21 protein-coding genes and 1 pseudogene are annotated in these 19084 nt (G+C 68.2%); 10 read left to right on the plus strand and 12 right to left on the minus strand.

Annotation, left to right across the window (positions count from 1 at the left end):
- Positions 1-23 precede the first annotated feature (23 nt).
- Positions 24-536, minus strand: a pseudogene (locus tag I6J77_RS17795) (histone H1-like repetitive region-containing protein); the annotation flags it as partial.
- Between the two features lie 92 nt (positions 537-628).
- A complete protein-coding gene (locus I6J77_RS11565; protein WP_204109103.1) occupies positions 629-1237 on the minus strand; it encodes a rhomboid family intramembrane serine protease in 609 nt (202 codons plus the stop codon).
- Positions 1238-1470: 233 nt separating this feature from the next.
- Between I6J77_RS11565 and I6J77_RS11570 the strand changes: the two genes are divergently transcribed.
- A complete protein-coding gene (locus tag I6J77_RS11570; RefSeq protein ID WP_204109104.1) occupies positions 1471-2355 on the plus strand; it encodes a PhzF family phenazine biosynthesis protein in 885 nt (294 codons plus the stop codon).
- A 34-nt stretch (positions 2356-2389) separates the two neighbouring features.
- On the opposite strand, the gene I6J77_RS11575 is transcribed toward I6J77_RS11570, so the two are convergent.
- From I6J77_RS11575 to I6J77_RS11590, 4 genes are all read right to left on the minus strand, one after another.
- The gene (locus I6J77_RS11575) at positions 2390-3271 is read right to left on the minus strand and encodes an NAD(P)-dependent oxidoreductase (RefSeq protein WP_204109105.1); all 882 of its coding nucleotides are present in this window, start codon (positions 3269-3271) and stop codon (positions 2390-2392) included.
- Positions 3272-3363: 92 nt separating this feature from the next.
- Positions 3364-3759: a hypothetical protein gene (locus I6J77_RS11580; protein ID WP_204109106.1), complete on the minus strand. Its 396-nt coding sequence runs from the start codon at positions 3757-3759 to the stop codon at positions 3364-3366.
- Complete coding sequence (locus I6J77_RS11585; protein ID WP_204109107.1) at positions 3756-4394, minus strand: peptidoglycan recognition family protein; 639 nt, start codon at positions 4392-4394, stop codon at positions 3756-3758. The genes I6J77_RS11580 and I6J77_RS11585 overlap by 4 nt, the downstream gene beginning before the upstream one ends.
- A 130-nt stretch (positions 4395-4524) precedes the next feature.
- On the minus strand, positions 4525-5703 hold the full coding sequence (locus tag I6J77_RS11590; protein WP_204109108.1) for an NAD(P)/FAD-dependent oxidoreductase: 1179 nt from the start codon (positions 5701-5703) through the stop codon (positions 4525-4527).
- A gap of 90 nt (positions 5704-5793) precedes the next feature.
- Here I6J77_RS11590 and I6J77_RS11595 point away from each other — a divergent pair, with 90 nt between their 5' ends.
- Positions 5794-6276 (plus strand): YajQ family cyclic di-GMP-binding protein, encoded by a 483-nt coding sequence (locus I6J77_RS11595; RefSeq protein ID WP_056767544.1) that lies wholly within the window; start codon positions 5794-5796, stop codon positions 6274-6276.
- A gap of 9 nt (positions 6277-6285) precedes the next feature.
- Here I6J77_RS11595 and I6J77_RS11600 read toward each other — a convergent pair whose 3' ends face one another.
- Together I6J77_RS11600 and I6J77_RS11605 are read right to left on the minus strand one after the other, a co-directional pair.
- Entirely contained in the window at positions 6286-6939 is a 654-nt protein-coding gene (locus I6J77_RS11600) for an NrsF family protein (RefSeq protein WP_204109109.1), read from the minus strand.
- A gap of 4 nt (positions 6940-6943) precedes the next feature.
- Entirely contained in the window at positions 6944-7531 is a 588-nt protein-coding gene (locus tag I6J77_RS11605; protein ID WP_239308948.1) for an RNA polymerase sigma factor, read from the minus strand.
- 205 nt (positions 7532-7736) lie between these two features.
- On the opposite strand from I6J77_RS11605, the gene I6J77_RS11610 reads away from it, so the two are divergent.
- The 3 genes from I6J77_RS11610 (at position 7737) to I6J77_RS11620 (ending at position 11007) form a co-directional block, all read left to right on the plus strand.
- Complete coding sequence (locus I6J77_RS11610; RefSeq protein ID WP_204109110.1) at positions 7737-9458, plus strand: cytochrome c biogenesis protein DipZ; 1722 nt, start codon at positions 7737-7739, stop codon at positions 9456-9458.
- Positions 9459-9486: 28 nt separating this feature from the next.
- Positions 9487-10089, plus strand: coding sequence for a peptide-methionine (R)-S-oxide reductase MsrB (msrB, locus tag I6J77_RS11615; RefSeq protein ID WP_204109111.1), 603 nt, complete (start codon positions 9487-9489; stop codon positions 10087-10089).
- A 102-nt stretch (positions 10090-10191) separates the two neighbouring features.
- Entirely contained in the window at positions 10192-11007 is an 816-nt protein-coding gene (locus tag I6J77_RS11620; protein WP_204109112.1) for an SH3 domain-containing protein, read from the plus strand.
- Positions 11008-11156: 149 nt separating this feature from the next.
- On the opposite strand, the gene I6J77_RS11625 is transcribed toward I6J77_RS11620, so the two are convergent.
- On the minus strand, positions 11157-11561 hold the full coding sequence (locus I6J77_RS11625) for a hypothetical protein (protein ID WP_204111473.1): 405 nt from the start codon (positions 11559-11561) through the stop codon (positions 11157-11159).
- 128 nt (positions 11562-11689) lie between these two features.
- On the opposite strand from I6J77_RS11625, the gene trxC reads away from it, so the two are divergent.
- The gene (gene trxC, locus I6J77_RS11630; RefSeq protein ID WP_056717723.1) at positions 11690-12133 is read left to right on the plus strand and encodes a thioredoxin TrxC; all 444 of its coding nucleotides are present in this window, start codon (positions 11690-11692) and stop codon (positions 12131-12133) included.
- Here the strand turns inward: trxC and I6J77_RS11635 are convergent, their stop codons facing one another.
- A complete protein-coding gene (locus I6J77_RS11635; protein WP_204109113.1) occupies positions 12134-13033 on the minus strand; it encodes a LysR substrate-binding domain-containing protein in 900 nt (299 codons plus the stop codon).
- A gap of 88 nt (positions 13034-13121) precedes the next feature.
- Here I6J77_RS11635 and I6J77_RS11640 point away from each other — a divergent pair, with 88 nt between their 5' ends.
- The 3 genes from I6J77_RS11640 (at position 13122) to I6J77_RS11650 (ending at position 15955) form a co-directional block, all read left to right on the plus strand.
- Entirely contained in the window at positions 13122-13718 is a 597-nt protein-coding gene (locus I6J77_RS11640) for a LysE family translocator (protein WP_204109114.1), read from the plus strand.
- An 18-nt stretch (positions 13719-13736) separates the two neighbouring features.
- The gene (locus I6J77_RS11645; RefSeq protein ID WP_204109115.1) at positions 13737-14360 is read left to right on the plus strand and encodes an NADPH-dependent FMN reductase; all 624 of its coding nucleotides are present in this window, start codon (positions 13737-13739) and stop codon (positions 14358-14360) included.
- Between the two features lie 89 nt (positions 14361-14449).
- Positions 14450-15955 (plus strand): S10 family peptidase, encoded by a 1506-nt coding sequence (locus I6J77_RS11650; RefSeq protein ID WP_204109116.1) that lies wholly within the window; start codon positions 14450-14452, stop codon positions 15953-15955.
- 190 nt (positions 15956-16145) lie between these two features.
- On the opposite strand, the gene egtD is transcribed toward I6J77_RS11650, so the two are convergent.
- Both egtD and egtB read right to left on the minus strand, forming a co-directional pair.
- Entirely contained in the window at positions 16146-17135 is a 990-nt protein-coding gene (gene egtD, locus I6J77_RS11655) for an L-histidine N(alpha)-methyltransferase (RefSeq protein ID WP_204109117.1), read from the minus strand.
- Entirely contained in the window at positions 17132-18379 is a 1248-nt protein-coding gene (gene egtB, locus I6J77_RS11660) for an ergothioneine biosynthesis protein EgtB (RefSeq protein ID WP_204109118.1), read from the minus strand. Before egtB ends, egtD begins: the two co-directional genes overlap by 4 nt.
- A gap of 227 nt (positions 18380-18606) precedes the next feature.
- Here egtB and I6J77_RS11665 point away from each other — a divergent pair, with 227 nt between their 5' ends.
- A complete protein-coding gene (locus I6J77_RS11665) occupies positions 18607-19050 on the plus strand; it encodes a DUF6491 family protein (RefSeq protein WP_204109119.1) in 444 nt (147 codons plus the stop codon).
- The last annotated feature ends 34 nt before the right edge of the window (positions 19051-19084 follow it).

Raw genomic sequence — 19084 nt, forward strand, 5'->3', positions numbered from 1 at the left:
GCCGTCCGAACGGGAGACACGGCCGCGGGTTTCTTCGCGATCGGTTTCTTCGCGGCAGGTTTCCTGGCCATCGGCGCGGGGGCAGCGGCTCGCTTCGCGACCGGCTTCCGGGCCACGGATTTCGCGCTCGCCGGCTTGCGGGCGGCCGCCTTCTTCGCGACGGGCCTTTTTGAAACCGCCTTCTTCACCGCGACTTTCCTGACCGGGGCCTTCTTCACCGCAGATTTTTTGGCCGGCGCCTTTTTCGCCACGGGCTTCTTGGCCGCCACCTTCCTGGCTGCGGGTTTCTTCACCGCCGCCTTCTTCGCGGCCGGAACCTTCTTCGTCACCGCCTTCCTGACCGCCGACTTCCCGGCAACCGTCTTCTTCGCGACGGCCTTTTTAGTCACGCCGGTCTTCTTGCCGGGAGCTTTCTTCGCTGCGACCTTGCTGGCTGCCGCCTTGCGCGGAGCTGCCTTGGTGGAGGCGGCGGGTTTGCGGGAAACCGACTTCTTTGCCGCGGACTTCTTGGCAACCAACTTTCTGGACGTGGCCATGCGTTAGTTCTCCTGCGGTGATCGATGACGTAGTGCGTCCCAGTATGCACGCCTCGGCCGCGCCGGGCATTTCGCAATGCAGAAACCGTTCATCATCGGAAGGTCGGTTGCATCAGCGCGTTGAGAAAATGTCCCAGCACGCGTGGCTCGACCAGCAGGGTGAACAACACGCCATAAGCCGCACCCCACAGGTGCGCGCTGTGATTGACGTTGCCCTGTCCGCGCCGATCCATGTAGATCGAATAACCGGTGTAGAGCACTGCATAGACGATCGCGGGCATCGGGATCACCAGCACGATGATGCGCGACCACGGCGCCAGCAGGACGAAGGAGAACAGCACGGCCGACACCGCGCCGGAAGCGCCAAGGCTGCGATAGTTCGGATTGGCCCGGTTCTTCAGATAGGTCGGCAGGATCGATGCCACCAGGCCACCGATGTAGAACAGCGCAAAACCCAGCGTGCCCAGGCGCGCGGCGAAGAAACTCTCCATCGCCCGGCCGAAAAAGAACAGCGTGACCATGTTGAACAGCAGATGCATGGCATCCGCATGCACCACGCCGTAGGTCACCAGGCGGTGGTATTCACGCTGGCGGGTGATCGCCGGCGGCCACAGGATCAGGTCGTTCATCAGGCGGCTGTTGTTGAACGCCATGAACGAGACGATGCAGGTGATGGCGATGATGAGCAGGGTGATCGGCATGGACGGTTCCGCGTCGGGCAGCAAAAACACGCATCTTGGGGCCAGCGCCATGGCTTGTCGACTCGATGCGTGGCTTGCCACCGAGCGACGGAAAGCTTCCACCTCGCCATGGCGCTTATGTGCCGTGCTTACACCGACATGACGAATCGTTACTGCCGCCGGGCGCGCGCGCCCGCTATCATTCGGCGCTTTACGCGGCGCCTGGCGCCCGGTGAACCGAGCTGATGGATGCCATGACCCTGCTCCGCTACCTGCACCTGGACGTCTTCGCAGCCACCGCTGGCGGTGGCAATCATCTGGGCGTGGTGATCGGCGCGGACACCTGGAGTACCGCGGCGATGCAGCGCTTCGCCCGCTGGACCGCCCTGGTCGAGACGACCTTCCTGCTGCCGCCGACCGATCCGAAGGCCAGCTATCGCGTGCGCATTTTCACGCCGCACAAGGAGATCCCGTTCGCCGGCCATCCCAGCATCGGCAGCGCCCATGCCGCACTGGCTTGCGGCCTGGTCGAGCCACGCGACGGGATGCTGTGGCAGGAATGCGGCGCCGGCGTGTTGCCGATCCGCATCGTGGGCCACGGCGAAACACGCGAGCTGCTGCTGCAATCGCCCGGCGAGCGCGTGCTGTCCACCGGACTGGATGCCCATCCCCTGCTACCCGCGGCGCTGGCCGGCATCCGGACCGGCCTGCTGCCGCCCGCCCTGGTCGACGGTGGCCGGCGCTGGTGGCTGGCCGAGGTCGCCGATGAGGCCAGCCTGCGTGCATGGCAGCCGGAACACGCGGCAATCCTGGCGCTGGCCCAGGCGAGCGACAGCATGGGCTTGTGCGCATTCGCTCGCGCCGACAGCGGGCGGCAACTGGTGGTGCGCGCCTTCCCGGCCGGTGTGGGCATCGTCGAAGATCCCGCGTCCGGCGCGGCCAACGGCCTGATCGCCGCCTACCTCGCCCACGCCGAACCGCACGGACTGCTCGCTCGCGGCTACGAAGTCAGCCAGGGCCGCGAGATCGGCCACGATGCGCGCCTGGTCGTGCACATCGACGCCGATGCGATCTGGGTCGGCGGCTGCAGCCGCACCGTGGTCGACGGCAACCTGCACTGGGAAACTTCGCTCTCCTAGAAGCGCAGCGTTCTCAACGCGAAGCGCAGCGTTTTCAGCGCTCGTCCAGATGCGCGCGGCGAGCCGCCACCAGGGCCAGTGCCGACCAGTCGAGTTCCTCGTCGCCGGCAGCCAGCGCCTCCAGCAGGCTGTCGCGCAACACGCCGGCAAACGGCAGCGGCACCCGCGCCGCATCACCCGCCGCCAGCGCCAGCCCCACGTCCTTGTAGCCCAGCGGCAGGGCGAACCCGGCCGGCTTGAAGCGCTGCTCGGCGATCAGCTGGCCGTAGCCCTGATACGCGGGCGCGGCGAACAGCGTATGGGTCATCACCTCGAGGAAATCCGCCGCGCCCACGCCATAGGCACGGGTCAGCGCGGTGGCCTCGGCCATGCTTTCGATGGCGCTGGCGAGCATGAAGTTGCCCGCGATCTTCGCCACGTTCGCACGCTCCGGCGCATCCCCCATCGGCCACACCTTGCTGCCCATCGCCTGCAGCAGCGGCTGCACCTTCTCGATCGCCGCGGTCGGACCCGCCGCGAGAATGTTGAGCTTCGCCGCCGCGGCCATGTCCGGCCGGCCGAACACCGGCGCGGCCACGTAGGCCAGCCCGCGCTCTTCGTGGGCCTGCGCCAGTTCCTGCGCCAGCGCCACCGAGATGGTGGCGTGGTTCACATGCACCATGCCCCGATCCATCGCATCGAGCAGGGCGTGTTCCAGGAACACCTCGCGCACGGCCTGGTCGTTGGCCAGCATGCTGCAGAGCACGTCGCCCTGGGCGGCGCGATCGGGCGTGCTGGCCACCTTGGCACCCAGTGATGCCAGCGGCGCGCAAGCCGCCTCGGAGCGATTCCACACCGTGACGCTGTGCCCCGCGGCAATCAGGTTGCTGGCCATCGCGCTGCCCATGGCACCGAGACCGATGAATCCGACTTTCATGAAACCTTCCTCGACATGAACCAGCACGCAGTCAAGCACGCGTCGCGTTCAGGTATCGCGAAGCGCCGCCGCGGATCGTCGCGCGCGGCGGGCTACTGCAGGCCGGGCAGCGCGTCCAGGCAGCGTTGCCGGCACAGGTAACGCTTGTTGAGGCCGTGGCTGTCGGACAGGTAGGCCGCGCCGCCGGCGAAGATCTGCCACTGCCGCAACTGCCCCGACATTTTGATCGAACCGCTGTAGCTGCACGGCAGGATCATCGCCTCGTCGTGGAAGGTCTGGCCATCGACTTCGTCGGCCAGCCGGAAATAGGTCGCCACGTCGGCGCGGGTCAGGGTCAGCGAGCTGCACATGTCGTGGTCGGGCCGCGACGTGTCGATCTGCCGCGCCAGCGAAGCCACCTCGACCGCATCGTCGTGGCGCACCGGCGCGCAGGCGATCAGGGCGATGCCCAGCAGCGACGCGACCACCACCGTCTGCAACACGCTCATGGCTTGGCTCCAGTCAGCAGCGACTGCAGCAGTTGGGCACCCTCGGAGACTTCCTTGCGGGCGATCGCGCCGTGGGCGTAGACGTCGCTGAGCAGGTTGAGCTTGAACTGGGCGACCAGGATGTCCACCAGGTATTTCACCGACTTCAGCTGCTCCGGCGTCGGCAGCTCGAACGCCTTGTCAGCGGCCACGAATTTCCCCACCACCTCGATGCCCAGCGAGTCGCTGTTGGCCGGATACCGCTGCGGATAGGTCTTGGCCACTTCATGGCGCGAAAGGTTCTTCGCCCGCGTGCTGAACGACAGGCCTTTCTCGTGGAGCAGCGCGGTGATCGTCTTCAGCTCCTGGGGATCGCAGTTGCTTTCCGCCTGGCAGCGCGCCACCAGGATGCCCACGTGCCAGCACACCTGGTCGACGCGGGCGGTCTGGTAGATCTTGCCCAACTTGTCGATCAGGAAATGCGCGCCGGTGGTCTTGCCGCCTTCGTAGGCGCTCAGGGTGCCGGTGGCCGACGAGGAATCGGTACGGTGCAGCACGATCGAGGCGACCGACGTCAGGGCACCATGCTCGATCGACGTGTAGAGCTTCACTTCGACTTCCGGGTCGATCAGCTTGCCGTTTTCCACCGTGGCCATGGCCTGCTTCCCTTGGATGAAGAGCCTGCGTTCCCGGGCATCCAGCGAGCCGCGCCGGGAGATCCTGTCCGGCGATGCTGCGGCCGCGGACCGGGGGCGTCAAGTGACTTGTGCCGAGCGGATCAGGACCCTAGGCCATGGCGCCGGCTGCCTGGCCCGAAGCCCACGCCCACTGGAAGTTGTAGCCACCCAGCCAGCCGGTGACGTCGACCACCTCGCCGATGAAGTACAGCCCCGGCACCAGCTTCGACTGCATGGTGCTGGAGGAGATGCCGTCGGTGTCGACGCCGCCCAGGGTGACCTCGGCGGTGCGGTAGCCCTCGGTGCCGCTGGCGGTGATCGGCCAGGCGTTGAGCTGCGCGCCAACCTGCACCAGCTCGGCGTCGCGGTACTGGCGCATCGGCCGATTCTCAAACCACTGCTCGCACAGGCGTTGCGCCAGGCGCTTCGGCAGCAGCTCGCCCAGCACGGTCTTCAGTTCGGCCAGCGGTCGCGCCGCCCGCTGTTCGACCAGGTGCGCGCCGACATCGCTGTCCGGCAGCAGGTCGATGCGCAGGTCGTCGCCGGGTTGCCAGTAGGAAGAAATCTGCAGGATCGCCGGCCCGCTGATGCCGCGATGGGTGAACAGCAGGCCGGCGCGAAAACCCTGCCTGCCCACGCGGCTTTCCACGACCGGCAAGGCCACGCCGGCCAGGTCCTGGTAATGCTCCTGATGCTTGCCGCTCAAGGTCAGCGGCACCAGGCCGGCGCGCACGGGCAAGACCTGATGGCCGAACTGTCGCGCCAGTTCGTAGCCGAAACCGCTGGCGCCCATGCTGGGAATCGACAGGCCGCCGGAAGCCACCACCAGCGATTCGGCATGCACCTCGCCGCGCGCGGTGTGCACGCTGAAACCCTCCGGCGTCTTGCGCACGCGCTGCACGCCGCAGCTCGCCTCCACCGTGACGCCAGCGGCAGCGCATTCGTCCAGCAGCATGCGCACGATCTGTTTCGACGAATCGTCGCAGAACAGCTGGCCCAGTTCCTTCTCGTGGTACGCGATGCGGTGCTTCTCGACTAGGGCGATGAAATCCCACGGCGTGTAACGCGCCAGCGCCGACTTGGCGAAGTGCGGATTGGCCGACAGGTAGTTGGCCGGCGTGGTACCCATGTTGGTGAAATTGCAGCGCCCGCCGCCAGACATCAGGATCTTCTTGCCGACCTTGTTCGCGTGGTCGACCACCAGCACGCGGCGGCCGCGCTGCCCCGCGGCGATCGCGCACATCAGGCCGGCGGCGCCGGCGCCGATGATCAACACGTCCACTTTCACGAATAAGGGTTCCCGCCCGCTGCTGGTCGCGCATTATCGCCCAGTCGCATCGCTTACACTTCCAGGCCTGTTCCCCAGCGAGCCACCGCCATGCCTTCCTTTGACGTGATCTCCGAAGTCGACAAGCACGAACTGACCAATGCGATCGACCAGGCCAACCGCGAGCTGGGCACCCGCTTCGACTTCAAGGGCGTGGACGCGAAGTACGTGCTGGACGATTCGGTGATCACCCAGAGCGCGCCCAGCGACTTCCAGCTGCAGCAGATGCTGGACATCCTGCGCGGTCGCCTGGCCGCCCGGAAGATCGACATCCGCGCGCTGGACATGGGCGAGCCGGAAGTGAACCTGGGCGGTGCCCGGCAGAAGATCACCGTCAAGCAGGGCATCGAGCAACCGGTGGCAAAGAAGCTGGTGGCCACGCTGAAGGCGGCCAAGCTCAAGGTCGAGGCGCAGATCAACGGCGACAAGCTGCGCGTCAGCGGCAAGAAGCGCGACGACCTGCAGGAAGCGATGGCCGTGCTGCGCAAGGCGGACGTGGAACTGCCGCTGCAGTTCGACAACTTCCGGGATTGAACGGAATCCCTACGCCTTCGACAACAGGCGTCCGCCCATCGCCGCATTGACGGCCACCACGAAGGCCACCGCCGCCGCGTGGGTCAGCAGGTCGGTGGCGGCCGAATCGTAGGCGTGGCAGATCTCCAGCAGGCTGGCCGAGGCGGCCGCGCTGGCCAGGCCGATCATCACCGCGGTGCGCACCGGTCGCAGCGGACAGGCGCGGCGCAACAGGATCACCAGCAACGCCGACAGTGGCACCGAGAAGCTGATGATGAACAGCAGGCAGTCGGCCGACTGATGCAGGCCGGCCACCTCGGTACCCGGCGCGATCCACGTGCGCAGGCAACCCAGTCCGCTGGCGCCGATCCACAACACCGCCGCGGGCAGCGGCAGCCATGCCCAGGCGCGGCTGCGCCCCGGCACGCCCAGCGTGAACGCCGCCCACGCGCCACTGATCGCCGTCGCCACCGCGCCAAGGCCGGCCCACGCCAGGTCGGGGGTTGCCGCCCAGCGCAGGCGCATCGGCTGGATGCCGTAATGCATCACCAGCAACGCCGCGATCGCCACCACCGTCAGCAGCCACCCCGCCGTGCGCTGCCACGGCGGCAGCAGGCGTCGCACCGGCACCAGTTCGGTGCCGAGCCGGTCGATCAGTGCCTCATGCGGTCGCAGCTCGGACATGGCCTCAGGATTCTCCATGGAAACGTTCGCGCAACGCCTTCAGCGCGCGATGCAGGTTCACTTTCAGCGCGCCGGTGTTGCGCCCGGTCAGCTCGGCCGCCTCGCTGAGCGAGCGTTCGCGCAGGCCCAGTTGCTCGATGGCCTCGCGCTGGCCCGGCGGCAACTCGGCGATCGCGTCGCGCAGGCGCTGCGCGCGCTCGTCGCTCTCGCTGGCGGAGCTGGCATCGCCTTCGTCGGCATGGCTGTCGAAGGCGTACTCGTCGTGCACCTCGCGACTGTCGCGCCGACCGCGGCTGCGCAGGGCGTCGATCGCGCGGCGACTGGCGATCGCGGTCAGCCAGGCGTCGTACGAGCGCGCCGGGTCGTAGGTATGGCGCACCCGATGCACGGTGATCAGGGTTTCCTGCACCACGTCATCCAGATGGTCCGGCGCCACGCCCTGGCGCCGCGCGGCGGCGCGGATCAATGCCACCGAGTCGGCCAGCAGCTTCTCGTAGGCACGCCGGTCGCCGGCCTGGGCAGCCGCCATCCAGGCCGCCCGACGCTGGTCGGGCGACTCGCTGTCGCGGGCTTCGGTAAAGTCGACTGGCACGATCCGGCGGGGACCCGTCCGCAAACAAAGTCCGCTATCTAGGCCCAACAGGCCGTTGGCAGTCAAGGCTTGCGACATGCGTGTTCCATCGTGTGACCCTCACCCTGTTTCGCCGCATCCGCCGCCCGGGTTACCTCGTAAACCTCGGGTAACCGGCGACGGTCCCCCGGCGAAAGACCAGACAACCACCCACGGATGACATCCCATGCTCGTGTTGATCCTCGCCTATCTCGGCGGCGTCCTGACCATCCTCAGCCCCTGCATCCTGCCGGTGCTGCCGTTCGTGTTCGCCCGATCGGACAAGCCGTTCATGCGCAACGGCTTCCCGATGCTGCTGGGCATGGCGATCACCTTCGCCGGCGTGGCCACGCTGGCGGCGCTGGGCGGCGGCTGGGCGGTGCACGCGAACCAGTACGGCCGGATCATCGCGCTGGTGGTGCTGGCCTTCCTGGGCCTGACCCTGCTGTCCACCCACCTGGCCGAATGGATCACCCGCCCGTTCGTGGCGCTGGGCAATCGCCTGTCGCAACGTTCCGCCACCGACGGCGATTCCATCTGGGGCTCTGCCGGTCTGGGCGTGGCCACCGGCCTGCTGTGGGCGCCGTGCGCGGGGCCGATCCTCGGCCTGCTGCTGACCGGCGCGGCGCTGAACGGCGCCAGCGTGCAGACCACCCTGCTGCTGCTCACCTACGCCGCTGGCGCGGCGACCTCGCTGGGCTTGGCGCTGCTGATCGGCGGCAAGGTGTTCGCCCTGATGAAGCGCTCGCTGGGTGCCGGCGAATGGGTACGCCGGGCGCTGGGCGCGCTGGTGCTGTGCGGCGTGGCCGCGATCGCGCTGGGCCTGGACACCGGCCTGCTCACCCGCGTGTCGCTGGCCAGCACCGGCGGCATCGAACAGAAACTGATCAACGCCGTGCGCCCCGCACCTGCTCCCCAGCCGGTGCTGAAGGCCGGTGAACCGCTGCCGGTGGAAGGCACGATGCCGTCGCTGGCCGGCGCCACGCAGTGGCTCAACAGCGCGCCGCTGAGCACCGAATCGCTGCGCGGCAAGGTAGTGCTGGTCGATTTCTGGACCTACTCCTGCATCAACTGCATCCGCTCGCTGCCCTACGTGCGCGGCTGGGCCGACAAGTACAAGGACCACGGCCTGGTGGTGATCGGCGTGCACGCGCCGGAGTTCGCCTTCGAGAAGGACCCGGCCAACGTGGCCAAGGCGGTGAAGGGCCTGGGCGTCGACTACCCGGTCGCGCTGGACAACGACTACGCGATCTGGAAAGGCTTCAACAACGAGTACTGGCCCGCGCATTACTTCATCGACACGCAGGGGCAGATCCGCCATCACCACTTCGGCGAAGGCGAGTACCGGCAAAGCGAGGACGTGATCCGCCAGTTGCTCACCGAGGCGGGCCAGAAGAACCTGCCCGGCGGTTACGTCAGCGACGACCATCGTGGCGTCGAGGCGGCCGCGTCGGACGATCCCACCCGTTCGCCGGAAACCTATGTCGGCTACGCCCGCGCCCGCAACTTCGTCGGCGGCCGGGTCGCGCACGACGACGCGCATGACTATCACGCACCGAGCGCGCTGGCGGCCAACCAGTGGTCGCTCGACGGCCGCTGGACGGTACGCGACGAGAATGCCCGGCTTGAACAAGCCGGCGGCGCCATCGTCTACCGCTTCCGCGGTCGCGACCTGCACCTGGTGCTGGGCCCGGCGGCGGACGGCAAGCCGGTCCGCTTCCGCGTCACCATCGACGGCAAGCCGCCCGGCGCCGACCACGGCATGGATACCGATGCCGACGGCAACGGCACGATCGACAGCCAGCGTCTCTACCAGCTGGTGCGCCAGGCCAACGGCAGTGGCGAGCGGCTGTTCGAAATCACCTTCCTCGACCCGGGCGTGCAGGCCTTCGCCTTCACCTTCGGCTGATTCCCCACCCACCGTTCCGGAGGTTGCCATGTCACGACTTGAACAAACCCTCGCGATGGATCGCCGCCGCTTCCTGCGCGCCGCGCTCGGCGGTGGTGCCGTGCTGCTGGCCGGCGGCGGCCTGCTCGCCTCGCGCGTGCGCGCCGCGGCCAGCACGCCGGTCGGCCAGCCCGGCAAGGTGCTGGTGGAAATCTTCGACGACCACGGCCGCGATCTGGGCCCCCGCGAAATACCGCGACTGGTGCTGACCGACGCCCAGTGGCAGCAGCGCCTGCCGCCGGCGTCCTACGACATCATGCGGCGCGACGGCACCGAACGCGCGTTCAGCGGCGAGCACGAGCGCCCCGCCGTGGCCGGCCTGTTCCGCTGCAGGGCGTGCGACACCGCGTTGTACGACGCCGCCGCCGAATTCGATTCGGGCACCGGCTGGCCCAGCTTCTGGCAGCCGATCGCCGCGCGCAACGTGATCGAGCAGAGCGACCACCTGTTCGGCATGACCCGCACCGCGATCAGCTGCAAGGGCTGCGACAGCCACCTCGGCCATGTCTTCGACGATGGCCCCGCACCGACCGGCCTGCGCTACTGCATGAACTCGGTGGCGTTGCGTTTCGTTGCGCGCACGGCAAGTTGAGTCAAGCGCGATGTACCGCAGATAACCTGCCGTCGTTTCACCGACGATGCCGTCACGTGGCCCGCGCATACTGCAGGCGACATCCACCTGCGGGAGATCGCCATGAAACGCCTGGCCCGATTTGCGCTTGCATCATTGTCGCTGGCGTCGTTGTCGCTGGCCGTACCGGCGCTGGCACACGCCGAGGATGGCTACGTCACCGGCAACGTCAATCTTCGCGCCGGCCCCGATCCGGGCTATCCGCTGATCGACGTGATTCCCGCGGGCACCGAGGTCAACGTGCAAGGCTGCACCGAGGGCTGGGAATGGTGCGACGTGATCGTCTACGGCAACCGCGGCTGGGTGGCCGGCAACTACGTCGAATACGAATATCGGGACGGGCCCGTGCTGCTGCCGGCGTACGGAGCACGGATCGGCATTCCGATCATCACCTTCGTGATCGGCACCTATTGGGACAACTACTACCGCAGCCGTCCGTTCTATCGCGAGCGCGATCACTGGTATCACCGCCGCATCGTGCATCGACCGCCGCCGCCACCGATGCGCCACCCTTACAGACCACCGGTGCATGGTGCGCCCGGCTACGGACGTCCGCCGATCCACCGGCCGCCGGCGGCGGCGCGGCCGGTGCTGCCTCGTCCTGGCCAGTCTCCGCACCCAAGCGGCGACCACCGGCCTGCGCAGGACAACGCACCTCGGCCGACCCGGCCGCCCGTCTCGCGGCCGCCGCAGCATGCGACGCCACGGCCGACGCCGTCCGGTCGACCGGTGCAGTCCAGCCGTCCCGCACCGCAGAATCGAGCGCCGACGCAGCACTCCACGCAAGCAGCCGGCCATGCTTCACCGGCTCGATCGGATCACGGCAAGCCGAAGCAGAAACAGTCAGACCACCGCAAGGACGAACACCCGGGCCACTGAATCGTCGTGCGGGAACGCGATTCACCCCTGGACATGGGCGGAGGCCTGCAATCTTCCGCCCGTTTCCCCTCGAGCTTTCCCGTGCCGCGCGATCGCAGCCCTGCCACGCCCGTCCACGGGCGGGTTCGGACTGCACGCGTCACCGGCTGTCACGCACTCCATGGCCACCAACCGCGGCCATGGAGTGCGTAACGATCCGCCGCGCGCTCGAACGGATTGCGTACGCTGATCCCGCCGCACACCAGGTAAGCCGGCAGGAACAGGGGCCCCAGCAGCATGTACTGATAGACGTGCGCGCGTTCGTGGTCGGCCAGCGAGATCGCCGGCTCCACGCATCGGCCGGCGCGATGGGCATAGGTGACGCACGCCACATCCAGTTGCGGCCCGGTGTGCACGATCACATTGCCCAGCGTCAGCGCGCCGCCCGCGCCCCACGGCCAGCTTCGCACCACCACCGCCCGCTCCCGCCGCTGCCAGCGCATCCGCGCGCCGAACGGCAGCGCGATGCAGCCGAGCAACAGTCCCGCCGCGCTGTTGGGCAAAGTCCACAGCATGCCCAGCGCAAGCAGTCCGATGCGCAGCAGCGAGGTTCCGGGCTTGTGGACTCGACTTGGATTCACGCTGGCCAGCCGCCATCTGATCGGCATGGGCGCGCGGCGCCTGCCGGAGATCGGAGTTTGCCATGAGTACACCGCTTGCCATTCCGTGCCCGCACTGCAGCGCCCTCAACCGCGTGCCGGCCGACCGCGTGGCCGAGCACCCGAACTGCGGCCGCTGCAAGCAGGCGCTGTTCGAGGGACATCCGGCGGAACTGACCGCGGCGAACTTCGACGCGATCGCCGGCCGCGGCGACCTGCCGGTGCTGGTGGATTTCTGGGCGCCGTGGTGCGGGCCGTGCGTCGGCTTCGCGCCGGTATTCGTGCAGGCCGCCGGCAAGTTCGAGCCGCGCCTGCGGCTGGCCAAGCTGGATACGGAGGCGCAACCGCAGATCGCAGCGCGCTTCAACATCCGCAGCATTCCCACCCTGATCATGTTCAGGCAGGGCCGCGAGATCGCGCGGCAGTCCGGCGCACTGAACGCAGCGCAGTTGCAGCAGTTCGTCGAGGGCGCGCTGGCGCGCGGCTGATCAGCGCGCCACGGTGCCCACGGCCTGCCAGCGCAGCCAGTCGATCACCGCGGCCACCGCCGCGCGTGGTTTCGCCGGCGGTCGCACGATCCAGTACGAAGTTCCCAACGGCACGCCGAGTTCGCCGAACGGACGCAGCAGGCTGCCATTCGTGACGTCGTCCGCGGCCAGCCGATGGCGCGCCAGCGCCACGCCCTGCCCCTGCATCGCCGCGCGCAGCACCAGGTCGGACGAGGTGTAGCGGGCGCCGCCCTGCAACGCGAGCTTCGCCGGTCCGTGCACGCTGCGCCACGCTTCCCACGACGCCTGCGGATCGCGGTCGTGCAGCAGGCGCAGGCCAGCCAGTTGCGCCGGCTTCGATGGACGTCCGGACGTCTGCCACAGCGCCGGGCTCATCACCGGATACAGCGCATCGTCCATCAGCGCTTCGGCATGCAATCCCGGCCACGGCCCGGTGCCCATGCGGATCGCCAGGTCGATGCGGCCATCGTCCAGCGCGTCCAGCCGCTGCTCGACCTGCACCGACAACTCGATCTTCGGGTGCGCCTTTTCCAGCGCGGGCAGGCGCGGCAGCAGCCAGCGGATCGCGAACGACGGCGAGGTGGACAGCGTCACCGCGTGCGCCGGCCGGGTCTCGCGCAACGTGGCCACCGCCTGCTCGATGCCGCGCAGGCCGGCCAGCGTGGCGCGCCCCAGCGCCTCACCTTGCGGGGTGAACACCAGCGCGCCGCGACCGGCCGAGGCGCGCAGCAAGGGCACGCCCAGCCAGCGATCCAGTTCGGTCAGGTGCCGGCTTACCGAGGAGTGCGCCATGCCCAGCTCGCGCGCGGCGGCGCGCACGCCGCCATGGGCGTAGACCATGGCGAAGGCGCGCAGCGCATTCAGCGGAAGCTCGTTCATGGTCGCAATTCTAGACCATAGATAGCGACTCATCGACCACCTGAATGGCCAATGATGGGTGACATTCGACCATTGCGGAGAACGACCCATGGAGCAACTGCTCGCCGCCGCCGGCCTGCTGTGCGTGGCCGCGATCACGCCCGGTCCGAACAACCTGGTGATCCTGCGCGCGGCCGGCACCGTCGGCATGCGCCGCACGATGCCGATGATCGCCGGCATCGTGCTCGGCGGCCTGTTGTTGCTGGCGGTGACGGCGCTGGGCGCTGCGGCGGTCTTTGCGGCACTCCCGTCGCTGCGACGCTGGATCGCCCTGGCCGGGGCGCTGTATCTGGCCTGGCTCGGTGCTTCGCTGTGCGTCGCCGGGATGTCGCCACCAGGCGACACGACGACTTCGTCGCGTTTGCCTGCCGGCGCGCTGGGACTGGTCGGCTTCCAGTTCCTCAACCCGAAAAGCTGGCTGCTGGTGGTGACCGTGCTGGCCGCGATGCCGGCCTCCGATGCGCACGATTACCTGCTGCTGGTGGCGATGTTCGTGCTGATCCCCACGCTGTGCCTGTGGCTGTGGGCCGCGCTCGGCGCCTCGCTGGCGCGCTGGCTGGCCCGGCCGATCGCGCGACGCGGCGTGGACATCGTCAGCGGCGCCTTGCTGGTCGCCTGCGCCGCGCTGTTGCTGATCAAACCCTGACCTGACCGGAGACTTGCGATGACCACCTTTCACCCCACTCCCGCCCGCCGCGTGCTTTGCCTCGCCGGCAGCCTGCGTCGCCAGTCCTGGAACCGTCGCCTGTTGCACGCCGCCGCACTGCAGGCGCCAGCGAGCCTGCAACTGGACGTCCATGACGCGCTAGCTGCCGTGCCCCTGTTCGACGAGGACCTGGAGTCGCACGATCCGGCCGGTCCGGCCGGCGTGCAGGCGTTGCGTGCCGCGGTGGCCGCCGCGGACGGCCTGGTCATCGCCACGCCCGAGTACAACCAGGCGATCCCCGGCGTGCTGAAGAACGCGCTGGACTGGCTGTCGCGCGAGAGTCCCATCGGCGAGGTGCTCGCCGGCAAGCCGGTCGCCGTGCTCGGCGCCAGCAGCGGCCCGTGGGGCACCCGGCTGGCGCAGGCCTCGCTGCGCCAGGTGCTGCACACCTGCGGCGCGCTGGTGATGCCGGCGCCGAGCCTGTTCGTGGCCCGCGCCGCCGAGCGCTTCGATGCCCAGGGCTGGCTCACCGACACCGCCACGCTGCAGTCGCTGCAGTCCTTCCTGCTGGCCTTCGACGCATGGATGGAACGCGTGGCGCCGCCGGCTACGCTGGAGCAGCCGCGAGCCATGCCGGGCTGAGCCATGACTGCGCCCACCCATGCCTTTCAGCACACTCGGCGCAACTGCCGCGCGTTTAGGCTTCGGTCTTTACGCCCGAGGAGAGGCCTGTGCGCAAGTCCCTGCCGTTCGCCCTGATGGTCGCCCTGCTGTTGCCTGGATTCACCACCCCGGCCGCCGCGGCCGACAGCGACAAGCCGGCGGCGAGCGCCCAGGCGGCGGGCAAGGATGGCTTCCAGCTGCCGCCGTTCCCCGCCGACGCGCACGTGACGCAAACCGCCACGGTCGACGGCCGCACGCTCAAGTACACGGTCACCGTCGGCTCGCTGTCGGTGCGGGACGAGAAAGGCAAGACTACCGGCGAGGTGGTGTTCACCGCCTACACCATGGCCGGCAACGACCGGCCGGTGACGTTTGCGCTGAACGGCGGCCCGGGCGCCTCGTCGGTCTACCTCAACCTGGGCGCGATCGGCCCGAAGAAGGTGGACTTCGGCGTCGAGGGCGACTCGCCGTCCGAGCGCCCCACCCTGCACGACAACCCCGGCACCTGGCTGGGCTTCACCGACCTGGTCTTCATCGACCCGATCGGCACCGGCTACAGCCGCGCGCTGGTCGACGACAAGGAGGCGACAAAGCAGTTCTACAGCACCGACATCGACATCAAGTACCTGTCGCGGATCATGTACGACTGGCTGGTGAAGAACGGCCGCATGGATGCGCGCAAGTACTACGTGGGCGAAAGCTACGGCGGTTTCCGCGGCCCGCGCATCACCGAATACATGCAGACCCAGCTGGGCGTGGCGATGAGCGGCGTGACGCTGATCTCGCCGTATCTCGACCCCGGCGCATGGAGCGACGACACCGTCTCGCCGCTGCCGTGGATGACCACCCTGCCGTCGATCGCGGCGGCGCACCTGGAGCGCGAAGGCAAGCTCAGCGCCGAGACGATGGCGCCGGTCATCGCCTATACGCGCGGCGAGTACGCCACCACCCTGATGAAGGGTCGTTCCGACCCGGCCGCGACCGAAGCGATGATCCGCAAGGTCACCGACCTGACCGGACTGGACCCGCTGTTCGTCAAGCGCTCCGGCGGCCGCCTCGAAACCCAGGCCTACCTGCGCGAGGTGTATCGCGCCGAGGGCAAGCTGGGCAGCCGCTACGATTCCAACGTCACCGCGTGGGATCCGTTCCCGTACGCGCCGCGCCAGCAGACCGGCGACCCGATCCTCAACGGTATCATCGCGCCGACCACCACGGCGATGGTCCACTTCGTCACGCAGACCGTGGGCTGGAAGGTCGACGGCCGCTACAACGCGCTCAGCTACGAAGTGAACCGCCTGTGGCACGAGGACGACGACGCACAGGAAGGCTCGGTGAAGGAACTGCGCCAGGCCGTGGCCAACGACCCCGGCCTGCGCGTGCTGATCGCCCACGGCTGGGACGACCTGTCCTGCCCGTTCATGGTCTCGGTGCTGGCCGTCGACCAGATGCCGGCGATGGGCGACCCGTCGCGCGTGCAGGTCAAGGAATATCCGGGCGGCCACATGTTCTACGCCCGGCCCGACAGCCAGGCCGCGCTGACCGCCGACGTGAAGCAGCTCTACGGCGCGAAGTGATCCCTGGAGGGCCGGCTTAGCGCCGGCCCGTCGCCGCTCAGCGCCTGTGAAGAAAACCACCTCCTGTGGTTTTCTTCTATCGCGCGTCCGGTACATGCCCGGACGCGCTCACATGAAGCAGTCTCTAGCGTGACTCCTTCATGTCCGGCCATCCGTGGCCGGGCTTCGAGGTTGAAAGAATCACAATCTCTCAGCGCGCCACGGCGCTGGCGCGCACCAGGTATTGCACGCTGAACATCCGTTGCGGGTCCAGCCAGGTGCGCATCACCGCCAGCCCGGCCTTTTCGGCCAGGGCGGCGAAGTCTTCCAGCGAGTACTTGCAGCTGTATTCGACCTGGATCACTTCCTCGGCGCGGAAACCCACCTTGCTGCTGCCGATCTTCACCTGCTGCTCGCGGCTGCTGACGATATGCGTCTCGATGCGGCCGGCCATCGGGTTGTAGCGCGCGTGGTGGCGAAAGGCTGAAAGATCGAAATCGCTGCCGATCTCGCGGTTCAGCCGCGCCAGCATGTTCAGCGTGAACTCGGCGGTGACGCCGGTGCGATCGTTGTAGGCCGCTTCCATCTGCGCAACGTCCTTCTTCAGGTCCACGCCGATCAGGATGCCGCCCGCGTCGCCCATCTCGTTGCGCATCTTGCGCAACAGGTCCACCGCGTCGCGCGCCTCGAAATTGCCGATGGTGGAACCGGGGAAATACAGCACCGTCCGGCGCGGTGCGCGCGGCGGGATCGGCAGGCGCAAGGGCTTGCTGAAATCCGCGCACAACGGCTGCAGCGGCAACTGCGGGAACTCCAGGGCGAGCCTGCGCACGCTCTCGTTCAGCGGCGCCGGCGAGATCTCGACGGGCACGTACGACACCGGGTCATGCATCTCGCGCAACAACATGCGGGTCTTCAAGCCGCTGCCGCTGCCGTATTCGACCAGCCGCACCTCGCTGCCCAGGCTGTCGGCGATGCTGGCGGCGTGCTCGTCCATCAGGGCGACTTCGCAGCGGGTCAGGTAATACTCGGGCTGCTCGCAGATCTGCTCGAACAGGGCCGAGCCGCGCTCGTCGTAGAACAGCCACGAAGGCAGGCGCTTGAGTTTCAGGCCCAGGCCGTGCCGGGCGATCGCCAGCAGGTCGTTCAGTGGCGGGCGGCGATCGTCGTCGCCGGTACTGCAGGGTTGTACGCTGCTCATCGATCCTGTCCCAGTCGCAGCCCGGCAAACTGCCAGCGGGCGTGTGGTGGAAAAAAATTGCGGTAGGTGGCGCGCAGATGGTCGCGCGGCGTGGCGCACGAACCGCCCCGCAGCACCCACTGCCCGCACATGAACTTGCCGTTGTATTCGCCCAGTGAACCGGGCAGCGGGCGAAAGCCCGGGTAACTGATATAGGGCGAGGCGGTCCACTCCCACACGTCGCCAAACATCTGCAGCAGACCCTCGCCAGCCACGGCTGGCTGCGGCTGGCAGCGCCCCTGGTCCTGCAGGTTGCCGTGCACCGGCAGGCCCTGCGCGGCCGACTCCCATTCCGCTTCCGTGGGCAGTCGTGCGCCGGCCCAGCGCGCGAACGCCTCGGCCTCGAAATAGCTCAGGTGACAGACCGGCTCCTGCGGATCGATCGCGCGCACGCCGGCCAGGGTGAACTCGCTGGCCAGGTCGTCCTGCCAGTAGATCGGATGCTGCCAGCCCTCGCGCTGCACCGTGGCCCAGCCTTCGGACAGCCACAGGCCGGGCTCGCGATAACCGCCTTCGCGCACGAACACCAGGTACTCGGCATTGGTCACCAGCCGGTTGGCCAGCGCATGCGGCTGCAGCAGGGTCCGGTGGCGCGGGGTTTCGTTGTCGAAGGCGAAACCCTCGCCGCGATGGCCGATCTCGACGATGCCCTCGCCGCCATCGATGTAGCGCAGCGGCACGGCCTTCGCGCCAGCCTCGGCGAGGATCGGCGCGCGATACGCCGGCTGCAGCGGATTGCACCAGAACGCGTGCTTGATGTCGGTCAGCAGGAGTTCCTGGTGCTGCTGCTCGTGATGCAGGCCCAGCTCGACCAGCGAGGACAGTTCGGCGTCGTCCTCGCGGGCCAGCAGGTCGGCCACCATGTCGTCGATGCGCCTGCGGTAGTCGCGCACCTCGTCCAGCGAGGGGCGCGACAGCAGCCCGCGTTGCGGTCGCGCATGCATCGGCCCGACCGACTGGTAGTAGGAATTGAACAGGTAATGCCACGCCGGATCACGGGGCCGATAAGCCGGGTCGCGCCCCAGCACGAACTGTTCGAAAAACCAGGTCGTGTGGGCCAGGTGCCATTTGCCGGGGCTGGCATCGGGCATCGATTGCAGCTGCAGGTCTTCGGCGCTGAGGTTGGCGCAAAGTTCCAGGCTGCGCCCGCGCACCTTGCCGAAGCGGCTGCCGATGTCTTCCGCCGCCAGCGTTCGCGAGGCCATCAGCCGGCCTTCCGGAACGACGTCCCGGTACCAGCGGGGAAACGGGAGTCGGTGATGTAGTCTCGGGTCACATGCATATTCCCCAGCATGGCGGATCAACCGTTCACTTCTTGTGACAAGAGTATCGCGGATACTCCGTCTGCTCTCCCCATGCCGGCACATCGCGGCATGCAGCTGCCGTGGCTGGATCACGGTTCGCACCATCCCGAGAAAGCGAGGCACGTCCGATGAAACTGATCCTTCCCCTGATGATGCTTGCCCTTGCCGCCTGCGCGGGTACCGCGCAGGCGGCCGACAAGGCGGCCCACCCGCCCCTGCCCGCCGGCGAGTGCATCGACACGACCCAGATCAACGAATGGCACATCGTGGATGCACGCACCGCAATCGTGCGCACGGGCCCGAAACGCTACCTGGTCGAATTGCGCCATGACTGCCCGCGGCTGGGCATGGTGCCAGCGGGACTGATGTTCCGCCCCAACCGCTCCAATGCCATCAACAATCGGGGGCGCATCTGCGGCGAGACGGGCGAGACCGTGCGCTCGCGCCAGCAGCCGCCGTGCGCGATCGATTCGGTCAGCCGGATCGACAAGCAGCGCTTCGACGAGCTCAGCGCCAGGGCGAAGCGTCACGGCAGCGGCGCGGAACAGCCCACGACCCTGCCCGCCCACTGACTGAAGCATCCCGCAAAACGACAGGGGCCCGGAT

The organism is Rhodanobacter sp. FDAARGOS 1247 (genome assembly GCF_016889805.1).
In the GTDB taxonomy this organism is placed as follows: domain Bacteria; phylum Pseudomonadota; class Gammaproteobacteria; order Xanthomonadales; family Rhodanobacteraceae; genus Rhodanobacter.

Coding starts and splice junctions, on each gene's coding strand:
- I6J77_RS11565 (WP_204109103.1), bottom strand. CDS start 1,237: ATGCCGATCACCCTGCTCATCATCGCCATCACCTGCATCGTCTCGTTC.
- I6J77_RS11570 (WP_204109104.1), top strand. CDS start 1,471: ATGACCCTGCTCCGCTACCTGCACCTGGACGTCTTCGCAGCCACCGCT.
- I6J77_RS11575 (WP_204109105.1), bottom strand. CDS start 3,271: ATGAAAGTCGGATTCATCGGTCTCGGTGCCATGGGCAGCGCGATGGCC.
- I6J77_RS11580 (WP_204109106.1), bottom strand. CDS start 3,759: ATGAGCGTGTTGCAGACGGTGGTGGTCGCGTCGCTGCTGGGCATCGCC.
- I6J77_RS11585 (WP_204109107.1), bottom strand. CDS start 4,394: ATGGCCACGGTGGAAAACGGCAAGCTGATCGACCCGGAAGTCGAAGTG.
- I6J77_RS11595 (WP_056767544.1), top strand. CDS start 5,794: ATGCCTTCCTTTGACGTGATCTCCGAAGTCGACAAGCACGAACTGACC.
- I6J77_RS11600 (WP_204109109.1), bottom strand. CDS start 6,939: ATGTCCGAGCTGCGACCGCATGAGGCACTGATCGACCGGCTCGGCACC.
- I6J77_RS11610 (WP_204109110.1), top strand. CDS start 7,737: ATGCTCGTGTTGATCCTCGCCTATCTCGGCGGCGTCCTGACCATCCTC.
- msrB (WP_204109111.1), top strand. CDS start 9,487: ATGTCACGACTTGAACAAACCCTCGCGATGGATCGCCGCCGCTTCCTG.
- I6J77_RS11620 (WP_204109112.1), top strand. CDS start 10,192: ATGAAACGCCTGGCCCGATTTGCGCTTGCATCATTGTCGCTGGCGTCG.
- I6J77_RS11625 (WP_204111473.1), bottom strand. CDS start 11,561: ATGCTGTGGACTTTGCCCAACAGCGCGGCGGGACTGTTGCTCGGCTGC.
- trxC (WP_056717723.1), top strand. CDS start 11,690: ATGAGTACACCGCTTGCCATTCCGTGCCCGCACTGCAGCGCCCTCAAC.
- I6J77_RS11635 (WP_204109113.1), bottom strand. CDS start 13,033: ATGAACGAGCTTCCGCTGAATGCGCTGCGCGCCTTCGCCATGGTCTAC.
- I6J77_RS11640 (WP_204109114.1), top strand. CDS start 13,122: ATGGAGCAACTGCTCGCCGCCGCCGGCCTGCTGTGCGTGGCCGCGATC.
- I6J77_RS11645 (WP_204109115.1), top strand. CDS start 13,737: ATGACCACCTTTCACCCCACTCCCGCCCGCCGCGTGCTTTGCCTCGCC.
- egtD (WP_204109117.1), bottom strand. CDS start 17,135: ATGAGCAGCGTACAACCCTGCAGTACCGGCGACGACGATCGCCGCCCG.
- egtB (WP_204109118.1), bottom strand. CDS start 18,379: ATGGCCTCGCGAACGCTGGCGGCGGAAGACATCGGCAGCCGCTTCGGC.
- I6J77_RS11665 (WP_204109119.1), top strand. CDS start 18,607: ATGAAACTGATCCTTCCCCTGATGATGCTTGCCCTTGCCGCCTGCGCG.